Raw genomic sequence first — 20,993 nt, forward strand, 5'->3', positions numbered from 1 at the left:
CACGGGACCTTTTTCACCACGCCCTAGTCCAGCCGGATCACGTCGACCTCCGCGCCCTTCTCCACGGAGGTGGTGTCCTCCGGGACGACGATCAGCGCGTTGGCGTGCGCGAGCGATCTGACCAGGTGGGACGCGGAGCCGCCGACGGGGGTCACCGTGCCGTTCGCGTACTTGCCGCGGAGGAACTGGCGCTTGCCCTCGGGCGACGACTCGATCGCCGTGTCGCAGAGCGCGCGCACGACCTCGCGGTGCACGGCGCCGGCGCCCATCAGCGTGCGGATCGCGGGGCGTACGAAGAGCTCGAAGGAGACATACGCGCTGACCGGGTTGCCGGGCAGGGCCAGCAGCGGGATGCGGTCGGGGCCGATCCGGCCGAAGCCCTGGGGCTTGCCGGGCTGCATGGCGAGCTTGCGGAAGTCGACACGGCTCTCGTCGTCCTCGATCGAGGCGAGCGCCTCCTTGACGACGTCGTACGCGCCGACGCTCACCCCACCGCTGGTGACGATGATGTCGGCCCGGATGAGCTGGTCCTCGATGGTGGCACGCAGTGTCTCGACGTCATCGGCGACGGCGCCGACCCGGTACGCGATGGCGCCCGCGTCCCGCGCGGCGGCGGTCAGCGCGAAGCTGTTGGAGTCGTGGATCCGGCCGGGGCTGAGCTCCTCGCCGGGCTGTACGAGCTCGCTGCCGGTCGACATCACCACGACGCGGGGGCGCGGGCGCACCCGGACGCTGCCGCGGCCGATGGCGGCGAGCAGCCCGATCTGCGGCGGGCCGAGGATCGTGCCGGCGGCCAGCGCCAGCTCCCCCGCGGCGACGTCGCTGCCGCGGGCCCTGACATACTGGCGCGCCTCGACGGGACGGTGCACCCGGACCTCGCCGCTGGCGCCGGCCGGGTCGGAGCTGTGCGACCGCATGGTGGTGGCCGGTCCGCCGCCGGTGCCGGCGTCGGTCCACTCCACGGGGACGACGGCCTCCGCGCCGGGCGGCAGCGGGGCGCCGGTCATGATGCGGGCGGCCTGGCCGGGGCCGACGGTGGGCAGATGGTCGCTGCCCGCCGCGACATCGCCGATGACGGTCAGGACCGCCGGGTGCGCGTCGGTGGCCCCGTCCGTGTCCGCGGTGCGGACCGCGTAGCCGTCCATCGAGCTGTTGTCGAAGGGCGGCAGCGCGACGGGGACGGTGACGTCCTCGACGAGGACGCAGCCCTGGGCGTCGAGGAGTTGCAACTCGATCGATTCCAGCGGGGACAACTGCCCGAGGATGTTGTCGAGGTGCTCGGAGACAGACCAGATTCGGTCAGCCACGGTGCTCAATCTTGCATCTCCTCAGTCACGTACGAGCGGAGCCAGGTCCGGAAGTCCGGGCCCAGGTCTTCACGTTCGCACGCGAGTCTGACAATGGCACGCAGATAGTCGGCGCGGTCACCGGTGTCGTAGCGGCGCCCGGTGAAGACCACGCCGTGGACCGGGCCGCCGTCGTCGTCGCGGTGGGACATCTCCCGCAGCGCGTCGGTGAGCTGGATCTCCCCGCCGCGGCCGGGCGGCGTCTTCTTGATCGCGTCGAACACCGCCGGGTCCAGCACGTACCGGCCGATGATCGCGTACGAGGACGGTGCCTCGTTCGTCGCGGGCTTCTCGACCAGGTCCGTCACCCGCACCACGTCGTGCTCGGCGGTGGGCACGATCGCCGCGCAGCCGTACAGGTGGATCTGCGCCGGGTCGACCTCCATCAGCGCGATGACGCTGCCGCCGAACCGCTCCTGGATGTCGATCATGCGTGACAGCAGCGGGTCCCGCGGGTCGATCAGGTCGTCACCCAGCAGCACCGCGAAGGGCTGGTCCCCCACATGCGGCTCCGCGCACAGCACCGCGTGCCCCAGACCCTTCGGGTCCCCCTGCCGCACGTAGTGCATCGTGGCCAGGTCGCTGGACTCCCGCACCCGCGCCAGCCGCGACTCGTCGCCCTTGCGGGTCAGCGCCTCTTCGAGCTCGTAGTTCCGGTCGAAGTGGTCCTCGAGCGCGCGCTTGTTCCGCCCGGTGATCATCAGCACGTCACTGAGGTTCGCCGCCCGCGCCTCCTCCACCACGTACTGGATCGCCGGCTTGTCGACGACCGGCAGCATCTCCTTGGGCGTGGCCTTGGTGGCCGGCAGGAACCGGGTACCGAGACCCGCCGCCGGGATGACGGCCTTGGTGATCCGAGTACGTGCTTGAGTCATGCCGTGCACCATAACCGCTGCGCGTGAGGTGAAGATGAAGTTCCGGTTGATAACGGCTGATAGGCGGCGGTAGTGCGGGGTATGAGCGACAACCACGGCACCAAGGGGGCGCTGCGCGCCGAGTTGCTGGGCGTCCGGCGCGGACGGACGCCGCAGGAGCGCGCGGCGGCGGCCCGCTCGCTGGCCGACCGGGTGGCCGACCTGCCCGAGGTCCGGGCGGCGGGCACCGTCGCCGCCTATGTGTCGATGGGCACGGAACCCGGCACCCGCGACCTGATCGACGCGCTGCGTGCCGCCGGCACCCGTGTGCTGCTTCCCGTACTGATGGCCGATAACGACCTGGACTGGGCGGAGTACGAGGGACCGCAGGCGCTGGAGCGCACGGACCGGGGGCTGTTCGAGCCGACCGGCGCGCGCCTGGGACCCGACGCGGTGACGCGGGCCCGGGTGGTGCTGCTGCCGGGGCTCGCGGTGGACGGGCGCGGGCTGCGGCTGGGCCGCGGCGGGGGCTCGTACGACCGCGTGCTGGCGCGGCTGGAGCGGGCGGGCGGGCGGCCGGCCCTCATGGTGCTGCTCTACGCGAACGAGGTGGTCGCCCGGGTCCCGAGGGAACCGCACGACCACCCCGTGCACTTCGCGGTCACCCCCGAGGGGATCCACCGCTTCACCCCCTGAAAGGGGGTTACGGCGTGAGCGCCATCTTGTCGTCCGTCGCGCCGTCCACCTTGGGTCTGGAGAAGACCCACGGCAGGAGCTCGCCCTTGGCCCACAGCGCCGTCTGGTCGGAGTAGTGCGCGTTGTACGCGTGCCCCGAGGCGCCGGTGAGGTTGATCCAGCGGGACTTGTCGAAGTCGTCGAGGTTGACGATCATGCGCATCGACGGCACCCAGACGACGTCGTAGCCGCCGGCCGCGTTCCAGCCCGTGGCGTTGACGGCCGCCTCGCCGCCGCCGAGCTGCCACGGGCCGCGGTTGAGCAGCCACTTCACCACGGCGGGGCCGCCGGTGCCCAGCGTCTGGTTCTTGAGTTCCAGCTTGTGCAGCCGGCCCCAGCTCCAGGTGTCGATGTCCTTGCCGAGCTTGGCGGTCAGCTCGTACCGCGCGTCCTGCATCGCCTGCCGGAGCAGCTGGTCCCGCGTGGTGTGCGCGGACGGCGCCGAGGTCTTGTCGAAGAACGCGGTCGGCGACATCGTCCACCAGGCGTTCTTCTCGTCCGGAAGGATCTTGCGGACCACCTCGAACCAGCGGTCGCCGCCGTCCGGCTGCGCCTGGTCGGCTTCGCGCTCACCGCACTCGTTGACGGTCTCGCTCTTGCCGTTGAGGTCGTCGACCGGGCCCGACCGGTCGACGGCCGGGACGCGCAGGCACTGGTCCTCGGGGCGCAGCTCCTTGGGCAGCTTGTTGCCGAAGGCGAGCTTGAGGGTGTTGCGCCAGACCGCGTTGAAGTAGGCGGCGGCCGCGGAGTCGGCGTCCTGGTTGAAGTCCCAGCCCTCCAGCAGCTGCTGGGCGTCGCGGACGTAGGAGTCCTTGACGTCGACCTTGAGCAGATAGGGCACCAGCAGCTTCGCGATCTCGCTGCTGCTGTCGGACTGCATGGACTGCATGTCGTCCATGGAGACCTTGCCGCCGTCCTTGATCTTGGACGCGATGAGGTCGTTGATGCGCTGGCTGCGGGCGCCGTAGCCCCAGTCCTTGGTCAGCATCGGGCCGTACTTGTCCTCGTCGATCACGGCCTGGTTGGCGGTGACGATGTAGCCGCGCGCCGGGTCTTCCTCCCAGGGCATGGACTTGAACGGGATGTACGTGTCCCAGCGGTAGCGCGAGTCCCAGCCGGGCGCGGGGTAGCGGCCGTCGCCGTTGGCGCGCACCGGGATCCTGCCCGGGGCCTGGTAGCCGATGTGGCCCTGCTTGTCGGCGTAGATCAGGTTCTGTGACGGGACCTCGAAGTCGGCCGCCGCGGCCCGGAACTGGGTGAAGTCCTGCGCCTTGTCGATCTCGAAGACCGCGTCCATGCTCTTGCCGGGGTCGAGTGCGGTCCACCGCAGGGCGACCGCGTAACCGCCGCTGCGGTCCGGGGCGGCGTCCTGGACGGGCGCGCTCTCGCCGACCTTGAGCAGTTCGTCGGAGCGGTCGGAGATGATCGGGCCGTTGTTGGTGGTGCGCACGACGATGTCGCGGTCGGCGCCGCCGGCGACCTTGATGGTCTCCTTGCGGGTCGTGAACGGCTTCTGCTTGCCGTCGTAGAGGTAGCTGTCCGCGGTGACCTTCTCCAGGTACAGGTCGGTCACGTCGGCGCCGAGGTTGGTCATCCCCCAGGCGATGTTCTGGTTGTGGCCGATGACGACACCGGGCATTCCGGAGAACGTGTAGCCGGCCACGTCGAACGGACAGGCCGTGCCGACGCTGCGGCAGTGCAGCCCCATCTGGTACCAGAGGGACGGCATCTGCGGTGCCAGGTGCGGGTCGTTGGCCAGCATCGGCTTGCCGGTGGTCGTGTACTTGCCGGAGACGACCCAGGAGTTGGAGCCGATGCCGTTGCCGGACGGGCCGAGCAGATTGGGCATCTGGTCGATGATCTCGGAGAGCCCGGAGAGCTGGCTGTTCAGGGCGCCGGCGGCGATCGGGGTGCCCCCGGCGCCGGCCGGTGTGTACTTCTTGGTGATCGGGTCGAGCTTGCCGCCGTCGACGATCGGCTGGTGCCGCTGGTACGGGTAGCCCGGGTAGAGCGACTCGATCTGGCTGCTGTCGAGCCGGCTCGTCATGAGCGCCCGGTCGATCTCCTCCTGCATGTTGCCACGCAGGTCCCAGGCCATGGCCTTGAGCCAGGCGACGGAGTCGACCGGGGTCCACTGCTCGGGCTTGTAGTCGTTGGAGAAGGACAGGGCCGCGTACTCGACGGACAGGCTCGCACCGCTGTGATCCTTCAGATACGCGTTGACGCCGTCCGAATAGGCCTGCAGGTACTTCTTGGTCGTCGCGTCGAGCTTGGTGTCGTACTCCTTCTGCGCGATGCCGCGCCAACCGAGCGTGCGGAGGAACGCGTCGGTCTCGACCTGTCCGGAGCCGAACATCTCCGACAGCCGGCCCGCGGTGAGGTGGCGTCGGACGTCCATCTCGTAGAACCGGTCCTGCGCCTGGACGAAGCCCTGGGCCCGGAACAGGTCCTCGGAGGTGTCCGCGTAGATCTGCGGGATGCCGTTGCCGTCACGCTCCACGTCGACCGGCGCGGTCAGGCCCTTGAGTTTCAGCGAACCGGTGGTCTCGGGGAACGAGGCCCGCACGGTGCTGACGCTCCAGTACGACCCGTATCCGATGCCCCCCACCAGCAGGACCACGAACGCGATCACAAAGAGGCGAAGGCGGCGGGACTTCTTCTTGGCGGGCATCTCTGTCCTTCGAGGGGCAGGGTGGACCGGGTGCTCTTGGTGCTGGATTGGTGCTGGAGCAACCATAGGCGCAGCGATCGGGGCACCCCTACGCGGAGTCATCGTTGACCGCGGAAGTTCAAGTACCGGTAAAATGTTAGGCAAGGCAATGAACTTCTCCCTGGCCTTCGAGGAAGGACCGCGCCCTGACTGTCCACCGTCTCAATGAACTCCTGTTGATCGGCGCCCTCGTGCTGCTCATCGCGGTGGTCGCCGTGCGACTGGCGTCCCGCAGCGGCCTGCCCACTCTGCTCATCTACCTCGGCATCGGCGTCGCGATCGGCCAGGACGGCCCGTTCGGCTTCACCTTCGACGACGTCCAGCTGACCCAGGTCCTGGGATATGCGGCACTTGTGGTGATTCTTGCCGAAGGTGGACTCGGCACGAAGTGGCAGGAGATCAAACCGGTGGTGCCCGCCGCCGCCGTGCTCTCGACGTTCGGCCTCATGCTGAGCGTCTTCATCACGGCGGGTGCGGCCCACTATCTGGTGGGGCTGGACTGGCGGCAGGCGCTCATCATCGGAGCGGTGGTGTCGTCCACGGACGCGGCGGCGGTGTTCTCGGTCCTGCGCAACGTGCCGCTGCCGAAACGAATCACCGGAGTTCTGGAAGCGGAATCCGGCTTCAACGACGCCCCGGTCGTCATCCTCGTGGTCGCCTTCTCCACCGCGGGACCCGTCGACCACTGGTACGTGCTCGTCGCGGAGATCGCCATGGAGCTGGCGATCGGCGCCGCGATCGGACTGGCGGTCGGCTGGCTCGGCGCCTACGCGTTGCGGCACATCGCCCTGCCCGCCTCCGGCCTCTACCCGATCGCGGTGATGGCCATCGCGGTCTTCGCCTACGCCGCCGGCGCGACGGCGCACGGCTCCGGATTCCTCGCCGTCTACATCGCCTCCCTGATACTGGGCAACGCGAAACTGCCACACCGGCCGGCCACCCGGGGCTTCGCCGAAGGGCTCGGCTGGATCGCGCAGATCGGCCTCTTCGTCCTGCTCGGACTGCTCGTCACCCCGCACGAACTCGGCGACGACATCCTGCCCGCACTGGTCATCGGCCTGATCCTGACCGCGGTGGCCAGACCGCTGTCGGTGACCGCGAGCCTGGCGCCGTTCAGCATCCCCTGGCGCGAGCAGGCGCTGATGTCCTGGGCCGGGCTGCGCGGCGCCGTGCCCATCGTGCTGGCCACCATCCCGATGGTCGCGGGCGTGCCCAACAGCCGCCGGATATTCAACATCGTCTTCATTCTGGTGATCGTCTACACGCTGGTGCAGGGCCCGACGCTGCCGTGGCTCGCCCGGCGGCTGCGCCTCGGCGTCCGCGACGGGGCGGCCGACCTGGGCATCGAGTCGGCGCCGCTGGAACGGCTGCGCGGCCACCTCCTCTCGGTGTCCATCCCGGAGGAGTCCCGGATGCACGGCGTGGAGGTCAACGAGCTGCGGCTGCCCGCCGGGGCGGCCGTCACGCTCGTCGTACGGGACGGGGCCAGCTTCGTACCGCTGCCGAACACGGTGCTGCGGCGCGGCGACGAGCTGCTGGTCGTCGCCACCGATCCGGTGCGGGACGCGGCGGAGCGGCGGCTGCGCGCGATCGGGAAGGGCGGCAAGCTCGCGAACTGGCTGGGCGAGGGGTGAGCGAGCCGGGGTGAGCGAGGTCTCAGGGGGAAATGGGTGGCACTCGGGGCGAATGGCACCGAGTGCCGCTAAGCTGGGCCGGTACGTCTTGACCACGTACGTGTTGAGTACACAGACCTCTGTCTGACGCAGAGCTGGCGCGACGGGACGACCACAGTCGTCCCGTGTCTTGCGCGAGCGGACAGCTCTCGGCGCCATCCGTGACGGATGCCGCTACCAGACAGCACAAAGGACCAAGCCGTGGCATCCACGGTGAACCAGCCGGACAGCCCCGCCACCAAGCGGCCCGGTTACGGACAACTTCTGCGCACACCCCGCGCCTGGACGTTCCTGCTGCCCGGGTTCGCGGCCCGGCAGCCCTTCGCGATGCTCACCATCGGCATCGTGCTGCTCGTCCAGAACACCACCGGCTCCTACGGCACGGCGGGCGCCGTCGCCGCGGTGACCGGTGTCTCCATGGCGATCTTCGCCCCGCAGAACGGCAAGCTCGCGGACCGTTTCGGACAGAGCGCCGTCCTGTTGCCGGGCGTCCTCGTGCACACGGCCTCCGTCATCCTGCTGACCGTGCTGGCCCTGTCGCACGCCCCCCTGTGGGCGCTGTTCGCGGCCGCCGTGCCGGCCGGCGCCTCAGTGCCGCAGATCGGACCGATGGTCCGGGCCCGCTGGGCGGCCAAGCTGGACGGTTCGCCCCTGATGTCGACCGCCGCGGCCTTCGAGTCCGTGACGGACGAGTTCACCTTCGTCATCGGCCCGGTGCTGGCCACCGCGCTGTGCACGGGAGTGCACCCGGCGGCCGGCCTGATCGCCGAGGCCACCCTCACCCTGGTCGGCGGCCTGTTCTTCGCCGCCCAGCGCAGCACCGCACCGGCGCCCAACAGGACCGTCGACGGCGTCCGCGCGAAGCACACCTCGGCGCTGACCATCCCGGGCGTCAGGGCGCTGGCCGTGGCCTTCCTCGGCATCGGCGCGGTCTTCGGCGGCATGCAGGTCGGCCTGACGTCCTTCACCGAGGAGATCGGCCGCCAGGGCATCGCGGGGCTGCTGTACGGCACCTTCGCGGCGGGCAACATGCTGGCCGGAGTCGTCTGCGGGGCCATCGCCTGGCGCCGCAGCCCGCAGGGCCGGCTGCTGATCGCGTACGCGGCGCTCGCACTGGCCTGCTCCGCACTGTGGGCCGTGCACTCGGTGCCGCTGCTCGGCGCGCTCGGCCTGCTCATCGGGCTGTGCATCGCCCCCGCCCTGATCACCGGCTACACCCTGGTCGAATCCCTGGTGCCGGCCACCTCCCGCACCGAGGCCTTCACCTGGCTGACCGGCTCGGTCGCGCTCGGCCAGGCCATCGCGGTCACGGCCGCCGGCCAGCTGGCCGACCGGGTCAGCGCGAGCGCCGCCTTCGTGGTGCCGCTGGCCGGTACGGCGCTGGCTCTGGCCACCCTCGTGGCGCTGCGCAAGCGGCTCAAACCACGCTCCGAGGGACGGATCGTCCAGGGTTCGACACGTGGGATGAGTCACCGCGTGCCGGTCACGGTGGACTGACGCGGCGGAATGCTGCACTATTGAATGTCGTTAGCACTCATCGAGTGAGAGTGCCAGGAGGATCAAGTGCCGACGTACCAGTACCAGTGCACCGAGTGCGGCGAGGGCCTCGAGGCGGTGCAGAAGTTCAGCGATGACGCTCTGACCGTTTGCCCGACCTGCAGCGGACGCCTGCGCAAGATCTTCTCGGCGGTCGGGGTCGTGTTCAAGGGTTCCGGTTTCTACCGGACCGACAGCCGTGGCTCGTCCTCGGCGAGCACCCCCGCGGCCAAGAGCAGCTCGGATGCGAAGCCTTCGACGACGTCCGCGCCGTCCTCGGCATCGTCCGGCAGCTCCTCATCCGGTTCGAGCAGCTCTTCCAGCGGGTCTTCCGCAGCCTGATCGCTGTGCACGTGTGAGCCCGCGAGCGAGTCGCAAGGCTTACGCGTCGAAGACGGACCCCGCCGATCCAGTCGGCGGGGTCCTCGTCGTATCCGGCCGCCGTTAGGGTGATCCGCATGGTGGAGATGAGCGGTGCGCGAGCCGATATAGGCGTCATTGGCGGGTCCGGTTTCTACTCGTTCCTCGAGGATGTGACCGAGATCACGGTCGAGACCCCCTACGGTCCGCCGAGCGACTCGCTCTTCCTCGGCGAAGTGGCCGGCCGGCGGGTGGCATTCCTGCCGCGGCACGGCCGCAAGCACCACTTGCCGCCGCACAAGATCAACTACCGGGCCAACCTGTGGGCGCTGCGCTCGGTCGGCGCGCGCCAGGTGCTCGGCCCGTGCGCGGTGGGCGGACTGCGCGCGGAGTTCGGCCCAGGCACCCTGCTGGTGCCCGACCAGCTCGTGGACCGCACGAAGTCCCGCGTCCAGACGTACTTCGACGGTGAGGTGCTGCCGGACGGCAGGCAGCCGAACGTCGTGCATGTCTCGCTGGCCGACCCGTACTGCCCGGTGGGCCGCCAGGTCGCGGTGGACACCGCGCGGGCGGGCGGCTGGGACGCGGTCGACGGCGGGACGCTGGTCGTCGTCGAGGGGCCCCGGTTCTCGACCCGGGCGGAGTCCCGGTGGCATGCGGCGCAGGGCTGGTCGGTGGTCGGCATGACCGGGCACCCCGAGGCGATCCTCGCGCGGGAACTCGGGCTCTGCTACACGTCCCTGACGCTGGTGACGGACCTGGACGCGGGCGCCGAGACGGGCGAGGGGGTCTCCCACGAGGAGGTCCTGGAGGTCTTCGCGGCGAACGTCGGCCGGATGCGGACCGTGCTGTTCGACGTGGTCGGCGGGCTGCCGCCGATCGCGGAGCGGAACTGCCTGTGCGTGGACCCGTGGGGCGGCCAGGACCCGGGGATCACGCTGCCGTAGGGCTGTGGGTGCGCGGGTTCGCGGATCTGCGGGTTCGGGATTTTCACCCGCGCGGGTGACGGAGTTTTCCACAACTGGTGAGTAATCCACAGGCCCGAGAGGGCCGTCAGCCGGGTGCGGGATCGTAGGGATCCCAGTCGCAGAGATCCCTAAGAGGCGGTGGTCGCCGTGCCCGCATTTCCCAATCCCTCTCCCTCTCCCGCCGCATCCCCTTCTCCTGCTCCCACTCCCCCGGATTCCTACGCGCTCCCGCGCTGCGTCGTGCCGTCCTTCCAGCCGATCCGGGCCGGTGGCGGGCGCGGGCGGATCCGGCTGTGGAGGCCGGTGCACCGCAAGCGCCGGGCCGTGGCCGCGGGGCTGGCGATGGCCGCCGCCGCGCTGGCGGCCATCGCCCCGCGCGCGGACTCCCAGGCACCACGCGGTGAACCACACGTACCCCCGGCGGCGACTGCCGCACAGGACGCCCGGGGCGCGCGGGCCATAGCATCCGGTCGCGATGCGACAGCAGCTCAGGACGTGCGCGACGCCCCGGACACGGTGCGGGCGCCGGTGCGGATCGCGGACGCGGCGGCGGTGCGGCTGTTACGGCCCGGCGACCGGGTGGACGTGCTGGCCGCCGACCGGGTGGTGGCCGTTGCGGCGCCGGTGGTGTCCGTGCCGGCGGACGGCGGCGAGGCGGCCGGACGCATCGGTGAGGGCGCGCTGATCGTGCTGGCGGTGCCGCGCCGGACGGCTGCTGCGATCATCGGCGCGGCAGCGTCAACTCCCCTGGCGGTGACGCTGTGTTGACTCACTCTTTCGTGTGTACGGATTGGACACCTCACTCCCGGAATGCCATAGGTTGCGGGCCTTGCTGTGCCGTCACCTGTGTGCGGGGAAAGAGAGAATTCAATGAGCGACGAGAAGACCGGGGTCCTGGGCGGCTTCAAGGAATTCCTGATGCGCGGGAACGTGATCGACCTGGCCGTCGCCGTCGTCATCGGTGCCGCGTTCACCAGCGTCGTGAGCTCCGTGGTCAAGGGCGTCATCAATCCCCTGGTCGGTGCGTTCGGCACCAAGGATCTGGAGCACTACCGGTCGTGCCTCAAGGGCCCGTGCGTGGTGAACGACGCGGGCGACGCGGTGAGCGGTATTCCGATCCTGTGGGGCTCGGTGCTCAGCGCGGTCCTCACGTTCGTGATCACTGCCGCGGTGGTCTATTTCCTGATGGTGCTGCCGATGTCCCGCTACCTGGCGAAGAAGGCAGCGCGGGCCCGGCAGGAGGCCGTGGTGCACGCGGAGGCGGAGGCCGCCGAGGTGGCGCTGCTGCGCGAGATCCGCGACGTCATGGTGTCCCAGCGCAGCTGAGCCACCTGGATCAGATGTGGTGCGGGGGCTTCTCGTCGAGGAAGCGGGCGAGGTCGTCGTTCCCGCCGCCCGACGGGCGCTCGCCCCAGCCCCCGTCCGTGTCGTCGGACGACTGCCGGCTGAGCGGGTCGTCGAAGACCAGCGCGGCGGCGGGGTCGCGCCGCGGCTTACCGGGCCGTGCTTCGGGCCGGGGGTCGGACTCGGGTGCGGGAGCGGTGCTCATGCCTCCAGGGTACGGCCGCGGGCCTGCCGGGCGGCTCCGCGTCCTCGCGCGCACCGGGCCGCCCCGCGCGGTCCTACGGTCATCGGTCCTTCGGGCCGAGCAGCCAGATACCGGGCACCACCAGGAAGGACACCCCGAGGAAGCCGGCGCACCACCAGGCGATGGACGTGTCGCCCCGCATCCACTCATTGACGGCGATGGACAGCGCTCACAGCTGGCCGATGACGACCGTGATCGCCGGCGCCGGCCGGGCGGAGAGCTTGGCGGAGCACTCCGGGTCCTGGTCGGTGCCGGCGCCGGGACCGGGGCCGGTGTGGCGCACCCGGGGGTCGCCGTAGCCGCTGGTCGGGCGGATCCGGGGGGAGCGCTCGCGCACCGGCCGGTTCAGCCGTGGCCGGTCGCTGCCGGGGTGGTAGGGCGCGTTGGCCACCTGATCGTTCCGCGAAGGTCACCGGCCGCGGCGGCCCAACGGCCCCCAAGCGTCAGCGGGGAGAAACCCCAAGCGCCGGTTTGGGACACCCCGCCAGCTATACCTGGGGCCATGGAACTCGACATCGACCGGCGTGACCCGGTGTACCGGAACTGGCTCAAGGACGCCGTCGGCAAGGTGCAGGCCGACGCCAACCGGTCCGCCGACACCCATCTGCTGTCGGTGCCGCTGCCGGCCGAGTGGGGCATCGACCTGTATCTGAAGGACGAGTCGACGCACCCGACCGGCTCGCTCAAGCACCGGCTGGCCCGCTCGCTGTTCCTGTACGGGCTGTGCAACGGCTGGATCCGCCCCGGGAAGCCGGTCATCGAGGCGTCCAGCGGCTCGACGGCGGTCTCCGAGGCGTACTTCGCGAAGCTGATCGGGGTGCCGTTCATCGCCGTGATGGCGAAGAGCACCGTGCGCTCCAAGATCGACCTGATCGAGTTCCACGGCGGCCGATGTCATCTCGTCGACGACCCCTGTGAGGTCTACGAGGTGGCGGTGCGGCTCGCGGCCGAATCGGGCGGCCACTACATGGACCAGTTCACGTACGCCGAGCGCGCCACCGACTGGCGCGGCAACAACAACATCGCCGACTCGATCTTCCGGCAGCTGGCGCTGGAGCGGCACCCCGTCCCGGCCTGGATCGTCGCGACCGCCGGCACCGGCGGAACGTCCGCCACCATCGCCCGCTTCGTCCACTACACCCAGCAGGACACCGGGGTCTGTGTCGCCGACCCGGAGAACTCCGCGTTCTTCCCCAGCTGGCAGTCGGACGACCCGGACGTCGTCACCGACCGCGGCTCCCGCATCGAGGGCATCGGCCGCCAGCGGGTGGAGCCGAGCTTCGTCCCCGGGGCGATCGACCGCATGATGCGGGTGCCGGACGCCGCGTCCGTCGCCTGTATCCGCGTGCTGGAACGGCTGCTGGGACGCAAGGCCGGCGCCTCCACCGGCACCGGCCTGTGGGCCGCCTTCCGGATCATCTCCGACATGCGGGCGGCCGGCGAACAGGGCAGCGTGGTGGGGCTGTTGTGCGACCCCGGCGAGCGGTACCTGGAGAAGTACTACTCGGACGAGTGGCTGGCCGCGCAGGGCATCGACATCGCCCCGTTCACCGCGCGGATCGAGCACTTCCTCACGACGGGCGAACTCAGCACCGTCGCGCCCAGCACCGTCGCGCCCGTCAGCGAGCACGCCGCGCAGGCCGTCTGACGCTCAGCGGGCCGGGGACCGGCGCCGTCAGGCCTCCGTGCGGAGCCGCACGGCGGCGAGCGGCACGAAGCCGGGGCCGGATCCCTCGGTGGAGGCGTCGGTCCCCGACAGCCGGCGCAGCATCGACAGGGCTATCCGTTCGCCCTGCGCCTTGGCGTGGTCCGCGTTGGGGCCCGCGTACAGCCCGTCGACGGAGGCGCGCCACAGCTGGACCCAGCGGCCGAAGTGCTCGGCGGTCATCGGCCGGGTGTCGTGCAGGGCGGCGTGCGGGGCGAAGGCGTTGCCGCTGTACTCGGCCGTCCGGAGCAGGGCGCGTTCCCAGAAGTCGGTGATCCTGGGGAGGTGGTCCTCGAGGTCGAGGCCCGCGATCTCGGTGAAGTACGGGCCGATCAGCCGGTCGGCAAGCGCCGCCTCGTAGAAGCGGCGCAGCAGCGTGCCGAGGTCGGCGCGGTCGGCGATGTCGGGCTTGGCAGTGACCATGGTCCTTCCAGGGTCCGTGTGGGGCGGACCGGCCGCCAGGGCCGAAAGACCCGGATACGGCAGCGTGCCATGGTGTTCCTCGCGCGGGTTCTGCCGCAAGGTGGCCTCCATGAGCAACCCCGCCGGCGCCGCGTTCCGCCGTATGACCGCCCGCAGCCGTGACGAGGCGCACCGGGCCTCGACCCCGCTCGAGCTCTTCTTCGACCTCTGCTTCGTGGTCGCCGTCGCCCAGGCGGGCGCCCGGCTGGTGCACGCGCTGGCCGCGGGCCATCCCGGCAACGGGGTCGTCGGCTATCTGCTGGTGTTCTTCGGTATCTGGTGGGCGTGAACCAACAGAGCAACAGGTTACCGCGAGGCGTCTGACCAGCGGTGATGAACGCAGAAAAGCCGCGCCCGTGCGCCACAGGGGCAGCACACGAGCGGGGCCGTTCTGGTCAGTACTGAGCGCTCCCAGGCGCGTCCTGCGCCCGCAGGTCACCTAGCCGCCGCTGGTACAGGGGTCCGGCCACGTGAGCCGCCCGTGCCTGACTCGGGGCCGACTGCTCGATCAGGTGATGGGCCACCGCCTTGAGATGCGCCGACCAGGCCAAGACGTGTTGTTGCGCGGTACGGCCGCACTCTTGGGGTTCGCCCGGCAGGCACAGCGGGAGCACCGGGCCAACCTTGTTCGCAGCGTGCCTGATGTACCCGGCAATGACGGTCCATTCTTCCTCGGTCCGCTGCACTGCGCTGGAGGTGGGCTCCGAATCCCACTTACCGAAGTCGTCCCCGTGATCATCCATTGGCGCGCTCCTGAGTCTCAAACCGGTGCGCCGATCGTAGCCGCGCCTGCCGCGCTGTCTGCCTCTTTCGGGTCGCAGTGCCCCACCGATGGAACACACGGGCCGCACGGACCGCACATTGGCAGAAACTGCGGGGGAGTACACGCCTGGACGCCTGCCCCGTGTACCGCTGCAATGTCGGCTGCAACGCCGTTCATCAGCGCCCCGCCCCAGATGTCGGCAATCGGCCTTTCCCGTACATTGCCGATGTTGAGGAATCGACCGAGGACGCATGGCCACACGTCGCCGGTCGGGCCGATGGCGCATTTCTCGCGGGCACAGTGGCCGCACAGATCCGCAATGGTCGGCGCGGCTCCGTTGCTTGCCCGTCCGAATGCGCGTGTCCGGTCTCCGCCGACTGTGGCGACACCGAGCGCCGTGAGGTCCTGCGCCGCTTCCTGGACACGTTGTCCGTCCCGCACGGCGACTACTCCGCCTCGCAGCGGGATACCGAGGTCCAACGCCTTTTGAACGTTGGCACGGGTCTTCTTGTGGGAACCCCGAAGTTGTGTCACCTGGTCGTGCTCTGCGGCAGCATCCGAGTAGTACGACGTAGCGAGCTTGACGCCGTGTTCCGCGAACGCGTCCCACAGTTCGGAGCGGATGTGGGTCATGTTCGAGAACACCTCGATACCGAGGCCGCGCCCATGGGCGTGCTTGATGAGTACAGGGAGACTCGGGTAGAGAGTCGGTTCACCGCCGATGAACTGGACATCGAGCGTGCCCATATCCGCAAGCTGATCAATCACGGTCAACCAGTCTTGAACCGTCATGCTGCCATGTGTTCCCTTGGGCCCGCTGTCGGCGTAGCAGTGCTCACAGAACTCGTTGCAGAGTCCCGTCACCTCTAGCCACGCGAATAAGAGTTGGTTTCGGGCAGCGCTCATCGAGACTCCTTGCGACCGTTGGTAGTTCGTGCCCCGCCCCTGCCGAGATTCCGAATGCGCGGGGGAACGAGTCCGGTTACGTCCGGCAGGGGCGGGAGATCAAAGGTGACCGGTAGCGGCCAGCGTCGGAATTGCCGCAACAAGTACGGCGACTGTGAAGACATACGCGGACCAGCCGAAGCGGCGGATATACCTCATGCGCTGCCCCGTAAGAGACAGTGTGGGCACCCCTTGGGGTGGAACAGGGATGGGGGATGCGTTGGGCCGGGGAGATAGACAACGCCTGAGGCAACGTCCAGCGCTCCGCCGTACTGCGTCCACCAACCGGCCGGGGAGCCCGCGTACGGGCCGTCAGGGTCATCTATGAGGCTGACTAACTCGGGGTCCGGGAGAGGCGGCGTACGGCGCTTGTGCGGCTCTACGGCAGGCGCGACCATCAGTGCGTGCCCTCTTGGTGTCGGCGCATCCTGACGTGGCAGTCGCTCACCCCGCTTGCGTCACCGTTCGCCTTGGCCCGGTCGCGCTCCATAGCGACGTTGTCGCACAGCGCGCACCCCGGTACCGGCTGCGGATCGCTGTCCAATCGGAGCGGGAGTTCCACGGGCTGTTCCTGCGTCGTCTGCGTCTTCATGATCGCCGCCGTCCCCTTGCGTGGTCCGATGCCACAACGCTAGGAACGGCAGCGCCAAAACTCACAGCCGATTGCGGACGATTGCGCGCGGATCACACGAGAGAGTTACGGGCCCTGGTGATCAACGCGCGGGCTTTGTTGCCGTAGACGGCCATGTCGGCCAGCGTCGCGAACGTATCCGCGTAGGCCGCTACCTCGCTGGGCTGCGTGATCGTGAGGTAGCCGGACACAAGCTCAACGCTCACTTGTGCCTTGTCGTAGATTCCGAAGCCCTCTACCGGCATACGGGCTCGCTCTAGCCGAGTGGGAACCACACCCAAACTCACGTGCGGCAACTCGCCGTCAACGAGGGAAGACAGACGCTCTAGCTGTTCCGCTTGAGTATCGGCGTCGCCGTATCCGCTCCTCAATACGGACTCCTCAATTAGGAATGCAAAGCGTCGTTGCCCCTCGTACAACACATGCTGACGTTCCATGCGGACGGCCACAGCTTCGGCAACGTCATCAATCGGAACCCGTCTCCGCTGCACAGCGCGCAATACGGCCTCGGTATAGCCGTGCGTCTGGACCAAGCCGGGCACAAGCCAGGATGAGTAAGCCCGGAACCAGCGGGTGCGCTCGAACAATGGTTGGACTGACTCCTGTGCCCGTTTGAGTCCTGTGCGCTCCATGCGACGCCATTCCACCCACATGCCTTCAACGGCACGCAGCCAGGCAATCAAGTCCTCTGCCTGACTCTCCGCGCCACACGCACGACACCACGCCCGAATATCGTCGGCACTGGGCTGCGCCTTGGCTGTCGAGATCCGGGACACCTTGGACGGATGCCAGCCGCACAGGGCGGCAAGGTCCTTGCCTTCAAGCCCGGCATCCCTAACCAACTCCCGAAGGCGGTTGGCAAGGGTTTGCCGGGCTTGCTGGACGCTAGATGACGCTGACTGGGGCATGGCTCACTAGACCGGCTCGTACTCCTCGTGAGGCGTCGCCCGACTCCACACCAAGTCAAAGGCGGACGCGACTAGTTGGACAACTTCCGGTTCGGTCCGCCATTCCCGATCAACGACTTCCCCGACGCCGGAGAAGTACGTGAACAACACCGACTCGCTGTCGAACATCCACAGGTCCGTACCCGGTAGCGGAATGTCAGCAGCCTTGCGGCGGGGAAGCCAGCGCACCAGTTCACCCGCTGCCACGTTTGCGAACGTCAGATCATGCTCATACCTGATGTAGTCCGTGGTCGGTTCCGAGATGATGCGGGCCCGACGCATGACAACCCCGCGCGCCGTTGTCTCTTGCGCTAGGTCGTGCCATGTGCCCCACCAATCCGGGAGCCTCGCAGGGTCCGAGTGGTACCGGTAGCCAGCACGCCAGCGCGCGAATTCCGGATCGTCGGGGGTGTAGCTATCACGCATTTCCAAGTGCACGGCAGAGTGCTGCGCCTTGGAGATCCCTTCACGTACGGGGAACTTCACTGTCGCTGTCCTCCGGTCGCGGGATGTACTTCAGCATCACAGCAGGAAGTCGAATCGTCGTCTCATGATCGGGTACGTCTGTGCTGTGACCAGGAATTGAACCGATCTCCTGGCACGCCTTCACCTCGTCGTCCGTGGCCTTGTACGACTGAATCAGCAGATCCCCCGTGTCGGTGTCCAGCCAGATTGTTGGTGAGTCGTCTACGGGCGTGTTCGGGATGATCCCTAGGAAACGCAAGCGCATGGCCTCTCCCTCTGTCGATCCAATTGCACTTGATTGCACGAGAGTTACCCATGCGGCGTAGTACGTCAAGGGTGCCTCTAGCCCGATGATATTGGCGTCGAGGATGAGGCGATCATCACTCTCCGTATAGCAGAGTCCGGCCGGCCGGAGGGTCAAATTTTCCTCCCAGAACCGGACACAAAGCCCGCAGGGTCCACCCGTTGATCACGCCATGTGATCAACGCAAGATGGCCCCGCACCTGCCCGCGACGAAGCGAGTAGGCGCGGGGCAGGGTTCAGCGGCAGCGACTGGTTCGCCAGTCTTCTGCCTTGCTTCGGGGCACGTTGACACCACCTTCCGAGGGCTTAACGACCTCTTACGGGTGCCTTTCTCGCATGCCCCAACCGTCCCCAAGCCAGCATTAGCAAGGGTTGGGGCGGTTGGGGGGCCGGGGTCCGGAGCTACACCTAGCGTGCGCATTGGGAGCTTGAGCCGGGATTGCCAGCGGTCCTATCTCCCGAACTTTCCGACCGCCCCGCCCCACCCCACCGCGCGCATCAAAGGCAGATGACTTTCTGGTTCTCATGCACTCTGCTCCTGCGGTAGAGGGCCGCGCCTTCAAGGATGGAGAGTCCATCGGTTCTTCCTGTCTCGCGCCAACAGCCGACGCACACCATTCGTATGTTGTGGCGCTCCCTCTGCCCACCTTCGCGGAGAGGCAACCCCCACGCCAAAACCAGGGCCGATACCGGGCCCTTTCCATCGCAGCTCTCGCAACGAAGGTGGATGCCACGTCGGCCAAAGCTCTCCATTCGGGCGGCTGACGCAATTAGCAGAGGCTCACGGCTGACATACCTAGGGTGGACAACCGCAATCCAGCACCTGAGCTTTTCCAGCATGCGCGCCCTAGTCAACGAGAAACACCCCCATCCAATGAAGTGCGCTCTGGCACTCCTTGCAAGCGAGTGACAGCCCCGATTTCTTACCGGCTGGGATTTTCACACCGCATCGCTTGCGCACCAACTCCGGCTCGACAATGTCCACTTGTTCCGGCGGGTAGTATCTGATCGGTTCGCCATCTTTAGAGCACCCTCCGACGATGCAGGGAAGGCAGTGCGGGTATCCCGCTTCCTCGGCTTTGCTAGCCGCACTTTCCAGGAAGGCCGATTCGCGATCCTGCCGTGCTGTTCGTTCTGCCATTACGGGCCCACCTTGAGAACCTGGACCCGTGCAAGGTCGGCAAGCACAACGGACGAAATGCGCGCACGCCCCGCGATAAACACACGGTCCCGCTTGAATGCCTCGGGCTCCCGCTCGGACTTTAGGACCTCAAGGTTCTTGCGCAGCGCGACGGCCACAGCCGAGAGGTCTGCGACGAGGACCGTGTTAGCGGGAATTCCGATCGTTCCGTCCGCCAGGTCAGGAATGCTAATCAGCTCAGGAAGTTCGCCGAGCTTGCTGCCGTCTACTCGCTTGCGGATAGCGGCAATTGAACTGGGCCGACCGATGATTGCGACAGCCTCACCGCGAGAGTCCTCAATCCGGGCGACGGCATCGGCAAGTTCATCAAATCCGATGGCGGCAACCGTGGTAGATGTTCCGTCCGCAATCATTCCCGTGATCGTCACGTCTCCGTCCGTTCCGCCATTAATCAGGATGTGGTCTATTCGTTGGCCGATGGCGGCGGCAAGGCTTGTGTTGATTGCTATTTCCGTGGGCGGAACGTCGGTAAGAACATCCTTGTCAATGCTCACCATGGCCGTAATCTTGACGGCCTGAAAATCGGGGGCGGTCACCTCGTTCTCAATGAATGTGGCCTTCTCGTTCCTAGCTTGGATTACAGCAGTGACCTTCGGAGCAATAGGAACGTAGCCGCGCTGCCGGGCAAAGGGGAAACTCACTACCTTTGCAATCAGCTTCGATCCCTTACCGGCAGCGGAAAGGATCGTGGGAGCGTACCCGGATGCTGTCGCGTCGACCCAGTCAGCGTCTCGGGTCTCAGCAAACGCCCGCCCAAATACCTTGACTTCGGCGCGAGAGCGGTCGGCATGCTCTGTCAGAACGCCCGAAACACCAGACGGATAGATTTCGCTCATGATGTCAGACTCCTTAGAAACGGCGATGCCTGCCCCGCGCATTGAGCGCACGGCCACGGACGTATCCGGGTAGGCGGGATTGAGGACCGGCCCTAGCTCGACAACTCGCATTCGCGTAACGGTACGGAAGGGTGTCCCGTCCGCCGCCTGCGACCACTCGTCATCCTCGACCGCGAACGTGAATGAGCATCCGGCTACGTCGCCACGCTTTACGAGTGCGTGAATATCGCGACCAGCAGCCGTATTAGGCAGATCGCATTCGAACCACACGCCGGTGCTGTCGGCGCCAAGGCGAAGGGTTCCAGCGGAACGACGGCCGAGATAGTTCTTTGAGTCATGGTCGAATGTACAGAGAACGTCGGTCGCGTCATTTTCCGGCTTCCAAGCGGCGGGGCTGATCTGTTCTATGAACGACGGGAATCCCATTGGCCGGGACGGCGAATTGAAAACGATTCCGTAGCCGCGCAGCGTCAGAACACTTCCTGCACTGCGCGCGGATAGAGCGCGCACAAGGGCGCGGGTTTCCATGGCTGTAGTCAAAGCGGCCCCCAAATAGAGAAAGCCCGGACCTCTCGCACGCTGTGGCAGCAGCATTCGCGAGAGATCCGGGCAAGTTCATAGGCGCACCGCCATGCGCAGAAAGGGGGCGAGTGCGGCGCGTGTCAACGAGGGCGTGTAGCGCGCTGACCTGGGAAGCAGTGCACCACGTGGTGCACTGGTCCGTTCAAGCGAAGCCCTCTAGCCCTCTGTCTGTGCGCGCACTCCTCTGCCCCACCCTTACTAGAGCGTGACGGTTGCCTGATTCTGGGACTTTGAAGTACGGCGGACATCATTCGGCGGAGTGACGCCGACCACTTGCGGTGAAGCGGTGAAACAAGGGTCTCTTTTGTATTCCTCGTGGGTTTCTTAAAGGACTACAAAAAAGACCTAAGTTTCACCGCTTCACCGCACTCACCCCCGCTGA

19 protein-coding genes and 2 pseudogenes are annotated in these 20,993 nt (G+C 67.8%); 9 read left to right on the forward strand and 12 right to left on the reverse strand.

What is annotated here, in order from left to right:
• Nucleotides 1-23 precede the first annotated feature (23 nt).
• Together glp and galU are read right to left on the reverse strand one after the other, a co-directional pair.
• Nucleotides 24-1,307 (reverse strand): gephyrin-like molybdotransferase Glp, encoded by a 1,284-nt coding sequence (glp, locus tag G3I60_RS09710; RefSeq protein WP_164294388.1) that lies wholly within the window; start codon nt 1,305-1,307, stop codon nt 24-26.
• Between the two features lie 5 nt (nt 1,308-1,312).
• A complete protein-coding gene (galU, locus tag G3I60_RS09715; protein ID WP_164294387.1) occupies nt 1,313-2,221 on the reverse strand; it encodes a UTP--glucose-1-phosphate uridylyltransferase GalU in 909 nt (302 codons plus the stop codon).
• 81 nt (nt 2,222-2,302) lie between these two features.
• Between galU and G3I60_RS09720 the strand changes: the two genes are divergently transcribed.
• On the forward strand, nt 2,303-2,896 hold the full coding sequence (locus G3I60_RS09720) for a 5-formyltetrahydrofolate cyclo-ligase (RefSeq protein ID WP_138354738.1): 594 nt from the start codon (nt 2,303-2,305) through the stop codon (nt 2,894-2,896).
• 7 nt (nt 2,897-2,903) lie between these two features.
• On the opposite strand, the gene G3I60_RS09725 is transcribed toward G3I60_RS09720, so the two are convergent.
• The gene (locus G3I60_RS09725) at nt 2,904-5,606 is read right to left on the reverse strand and encodes a penicillin acylase family protein (RefSeq protein ID WP_164294386.1); all 2,703 of its coding nucleotides are present in this window, start codon (nt 5,604-5,606) and stop codon (nt 2,904-2,906) included.
• A gap of 215 nt (nt 5,607-5,821) precedes the next feature.
• On the opposite strand from G3I60_RS09725, the gene G3I60_RS09730 reads away from it, so the two are divergent.
• From G3I60_RS09730 to mscL, 6 genes are all read left to right on the forward strand, one after another.
• Nucleotides 5,822-7,279 (forward strand): potassium/proton antiporter, encoded by a 1,458-nt coding sequence (locus tag G3I60_RS09730; RefSeq protein WP_239069672.1) that lies wholly within the window; start codon nt 5,822-5,824, stop codon nt 7,277-7,279.
• A gap of 240 nt (nt 7,280-7,519) precedes the next feature.
• On the forward strand, nt 7,520-8,815 hold the full coding sequence (locus G3I60_RS09735; RefSeq protein ID WP_244809209.1) for an MFS transporter: 1,296 nt from the start codon (nt 7,520-7,522) through the stop codon (nt 8,813-8,815).
• 66 nt (nt 8,816-8,881) lie between these two features.
• A complete protein-coding gene (locus G3I60_RS09740; protein ID WP_138354742.1) occupies nt 8,882-9,196 on the forward strand; it encodes an FmdB family zinc ribbon protein in 315 nt (104 codons plus the stop codon).
• Between the two features lie 116 nt (nt 9,197-9,312).
• Nucleotides 9,313-10,161, forward strand: a complete 849-nt coding sequence (locus G3I60_RS09745; RefSeq protein WP_164294385.1) for an S-methyl-5'-thioadenosine phosphorylase — start codon at nt 9,313-9,315, stop codon at nt 10,159-10,161.
• Nucleotides 10,162-10,485: 324 nt separating this feature from the next.
• Nucleotides 10,486-10,950: a hypothetical protein gene (locus G3I60_RS09750; protein ID WP_343241933.1), complete on the forward strand. Its 465-nt coding sequence runs from the start codon at nt 10,486-10,488 to the stop codon at nt 10,948-10,950.
• 102 nt (nt 10,951-11,052) lie between these two features.
• Complete coding sequence (mscL, locus tag G3I60_RS09755) at nt 11,053-11,508, forward strand: large conductance mechanosensitive channel protein MscL (protein WP_138354745.1); 456 nt, start codon at nt 11,053-11,055, stop codon at nt 11,506-11,508.
• Between the two features lie 10 nt (nt 11,509-11,518).
• On the opposite strand, the gene G3I60_RS09760 is transcribed toward mscL, so the two are convergent.
• Together G3I60_RS09760 and G3I60_RS09765 are read right to left on the reverse strand one after the other, a co-directional pair.
• Nucleotides 11,519-11,731, reverse strand: coding sequence for a hypothetical protein (locus G3I60_RS09760; RefSeq protein WP_138354746.1), 213 nt, complete (start codon nt 11,729-11,731; stop codon nt 11,519-11,521).
• Nucleotides 11,732-11,810: 79 nt separating this feature from the next.
• Nucleotides 11,811-12,161 (reverse strand): annotated as a pseudogene (locus G3I60_RS09765) (hypothetical protein).
• Nucleotides 12,162-12,272: 111 nt separating this feature from the next.
• On the opposite strand from G3I60_RS09765, the gene G3I60_RS09770 reads away from it, so the two are divergent.
• Nucleotides 12,273-13,418, forward strand: a complete 1,146-nt coding sequence (locus G3I60_RS09770) for a PLP-dependent cysteine synthase family protein (protein WP_164294383.1) — start codon at nt 12,273-12,275, stop codon at nt 13,416-13,418.
• Between the two features lie 27 nt (nt 13,419-13,445).
• Here the strand turns inward: G3I60_RS09770 and G3I60_RS09775 are convergent, their stop codons facing one another.
• Entirely contained in the window at nt 13,446-13,898 is a 453-nt protein-coding gene (locus G3I60_RS09775) for a group III truncated hemoglobin (RefSeq protein ID WP_164294382.1), read from the reverse strand.
• A gap of 109 nt (nt 13,899-14,007) precedes the next feature.
• Between G3I60_RS09775 and G3I60_RS09780 the strand changes: the two are divergent.
• Nucleotides 14,008-14,223 (forward strand): annotated as a pseudogene (locus G3I60_RS09780) (low temperature requirement protein A); the annotation flags it as partial.
• Between the two features lie 474 nt (nt 14,224-14,697).
• Here G3I60_RS09780 and G3I60_RS09790 read toward each other — a convergent pair.
• The 6 genes from G3I60_RS09790 to G3I60_RS09815 form a co-directional block, all read right to left on the reverse strand.
• Entirely contained in the window at nt 14,698-15,606 is a 909-nt protein-coding gene (locus G3I60_RS09790) for a radical SAM protein (RefSeq protein WP_164606992.1), read from the reverse strand.
• 436 nt (nt 15,607-16,042) lie between these two features.
• Nucleotides 16,043-16,237 (reverse strand): hypothetical protein, encoded by a 195-nt coding sequence (locus G3I60_RS09795; RefSeq protein ID WP_164606994.1) that lies wholly within the window; start codon nt 16,235-16,237, stop codon nt 16,043-16,045.
• Nucleotides 16,238-16,329: 92 nt separating this feature from the next.
• Nucleotides 16,330-17,184 (reverse strand): helix-turn-helix transcriptional regulator, encoded by an 855-nt coding sequence (locus G3I60_RS09800; protein WP_164606996.1) that lies wholly within the window; start codon nt 17,182-17,184, stop codon nt 16,330-16,332.
• Nucleotides 17,185-17,190: 6 nt separating this feature from the next.
• A complete protein-coding gene (locus G3I60_RS09805) occupies nt 17,191-17,709 on the reverse strand; it encodes a DUF6879 family protein (RefSeq protein WP_164606998.1) in 519 nt (172 codons plus the stop codon).
• Nucleotides 17,690-17,953, reverse strand: a complete 264-nt coding sequence (locus tag G3I60_RS09810) for a hypothetical protein (protein ID WP_164607000.1) — start codon at nt 17,951-17,953, stop codon at nt 17,690-17,692. Before G3I60_RS09810 ends, G3I60_RS09805 begins: the two co-directional genes overlap by 20 nt.
• A gap of 1,179 nt (nt 17,954-19,132) precedes the next feature.
• Nucleotides 19,133-20,557: an HK97 family phage prohead protease gene (locus tag G3I60_RS09815; protein WP_164607002.1), complete on the reverse strand. Its 1,425-nt coding sequence runs from the start codon at nt 20,555-20,557 to the stop codon at nt 19,133-19,135.
• Between the last annotated feature and the right edge of the window lie 436 nt (nt 20,558-20,993).

The organism is Streptomyces sp. SID13666 (assembly GCF_010548325.1).
Taxonomy (GTDB): domain Bacteria; phylum Actinomycetota; class Actinomycetes; order Streptomycetales; family Streptomycetaceae; genus Actinacidiphila; species Actinacidiphila fildesensis.

Excerpts from the sequence above, each read along its gene's own strand:
- G3I60_RS09810 (WP_164607000.1), bottom strand. The coding sequence starts at position 17,953 with ATGCGCTTGCGTTTCCTAGGGATCATCCCGAACACGCCCGTAGACGAC.
- G3I60_RS09800 (WP_164606996.1), bottom strand. The coding sequence starts at position 17,184 with ATGCCCCAGTCAGCGTCATCTAGCGTCCAGCAAGCCCGGCAAACCCTT.
- G3I60_RS09770 (WP_164294383.1), top strand. The coding sequence starts at position 12,273 with ATGGAACTCGACATCGACCGGCGTGACCCGGTGTACCGGAACTGGCTC.
- mscL (WP_138354745.1), top strand. The coding sequence starts at position 11,053 with ATGAGCGACGAGAAGACCGGGGTCCTGGGCGGCTTCAAGGAATTCCTG.
- G3I60_RS09760 (WP_138354746.1), bottom strand. The coding sequence starts at position 11,731 with ATGAGCACCGCTCCCGCACCCGAGTCCGACCCCCGGCCCGAAGCACGG.
- G3I60_RS09790 (WP_164606992.1), bottom strand. The coding sequence starts at position 15,606 with ATGAGCGCTGCCCGAAACCAACTCTTATTCGCGTGGCTAGAGGTGACG.
- G3I60_RS09795 (WP_164606994.1), bottom strand. The coding sequence starts at position 16,237 with ATGAAGACGCAGACGACGCAGGAACAGCCCGTGGAACTCCCGCTCCGA.
- G3I60_RS09725 (WP_164294386.1), bottom strand. The coding sequence starts at position 5,606 with ATGCCCGCCAAGAAGAAGTCCCGCCGCCTTCGCCTCTTTGTGATCGCG.
- G3I60_RS09815 (WP_164607002.1), bottom strand. The coding sequence starts at position 20,557 with ATGGAAACCCGCGCCCTTGTGCGCGCTCTATCCGCGCGCAGTGCAGGA.
- G3I60_RS09720 (WP_138354738.1), top strand. The coding sequence starts at position 2,303 with ATGAGCGACAACCACGGCACCAAGGGGGCGCTGCGCGCCGAGTTGCTG.
- G3I60_RS09745 (WP_164294385.1), top strand. The coding sequence starts at position 9,313 with ATGGTGGAGATGAGCGGTGCGCGAGCCGATATAGGCGTCATTGGCGGG.
- G3I60_RS09775 (WP_164294382.1), bottom strand. The coding sequence starts at position 13,898 with ATGGTCACTGCCAAGCCCGACATCGCCGACCGCGCCGACCTCGGCACG.
- galU (WP_164294387.1), bottom strand. The coding sequence starts at position 2,221 with ATGACTCAAGCACGTACTCGGATCACCAAGGCCGTCATCCCGGCGGCG.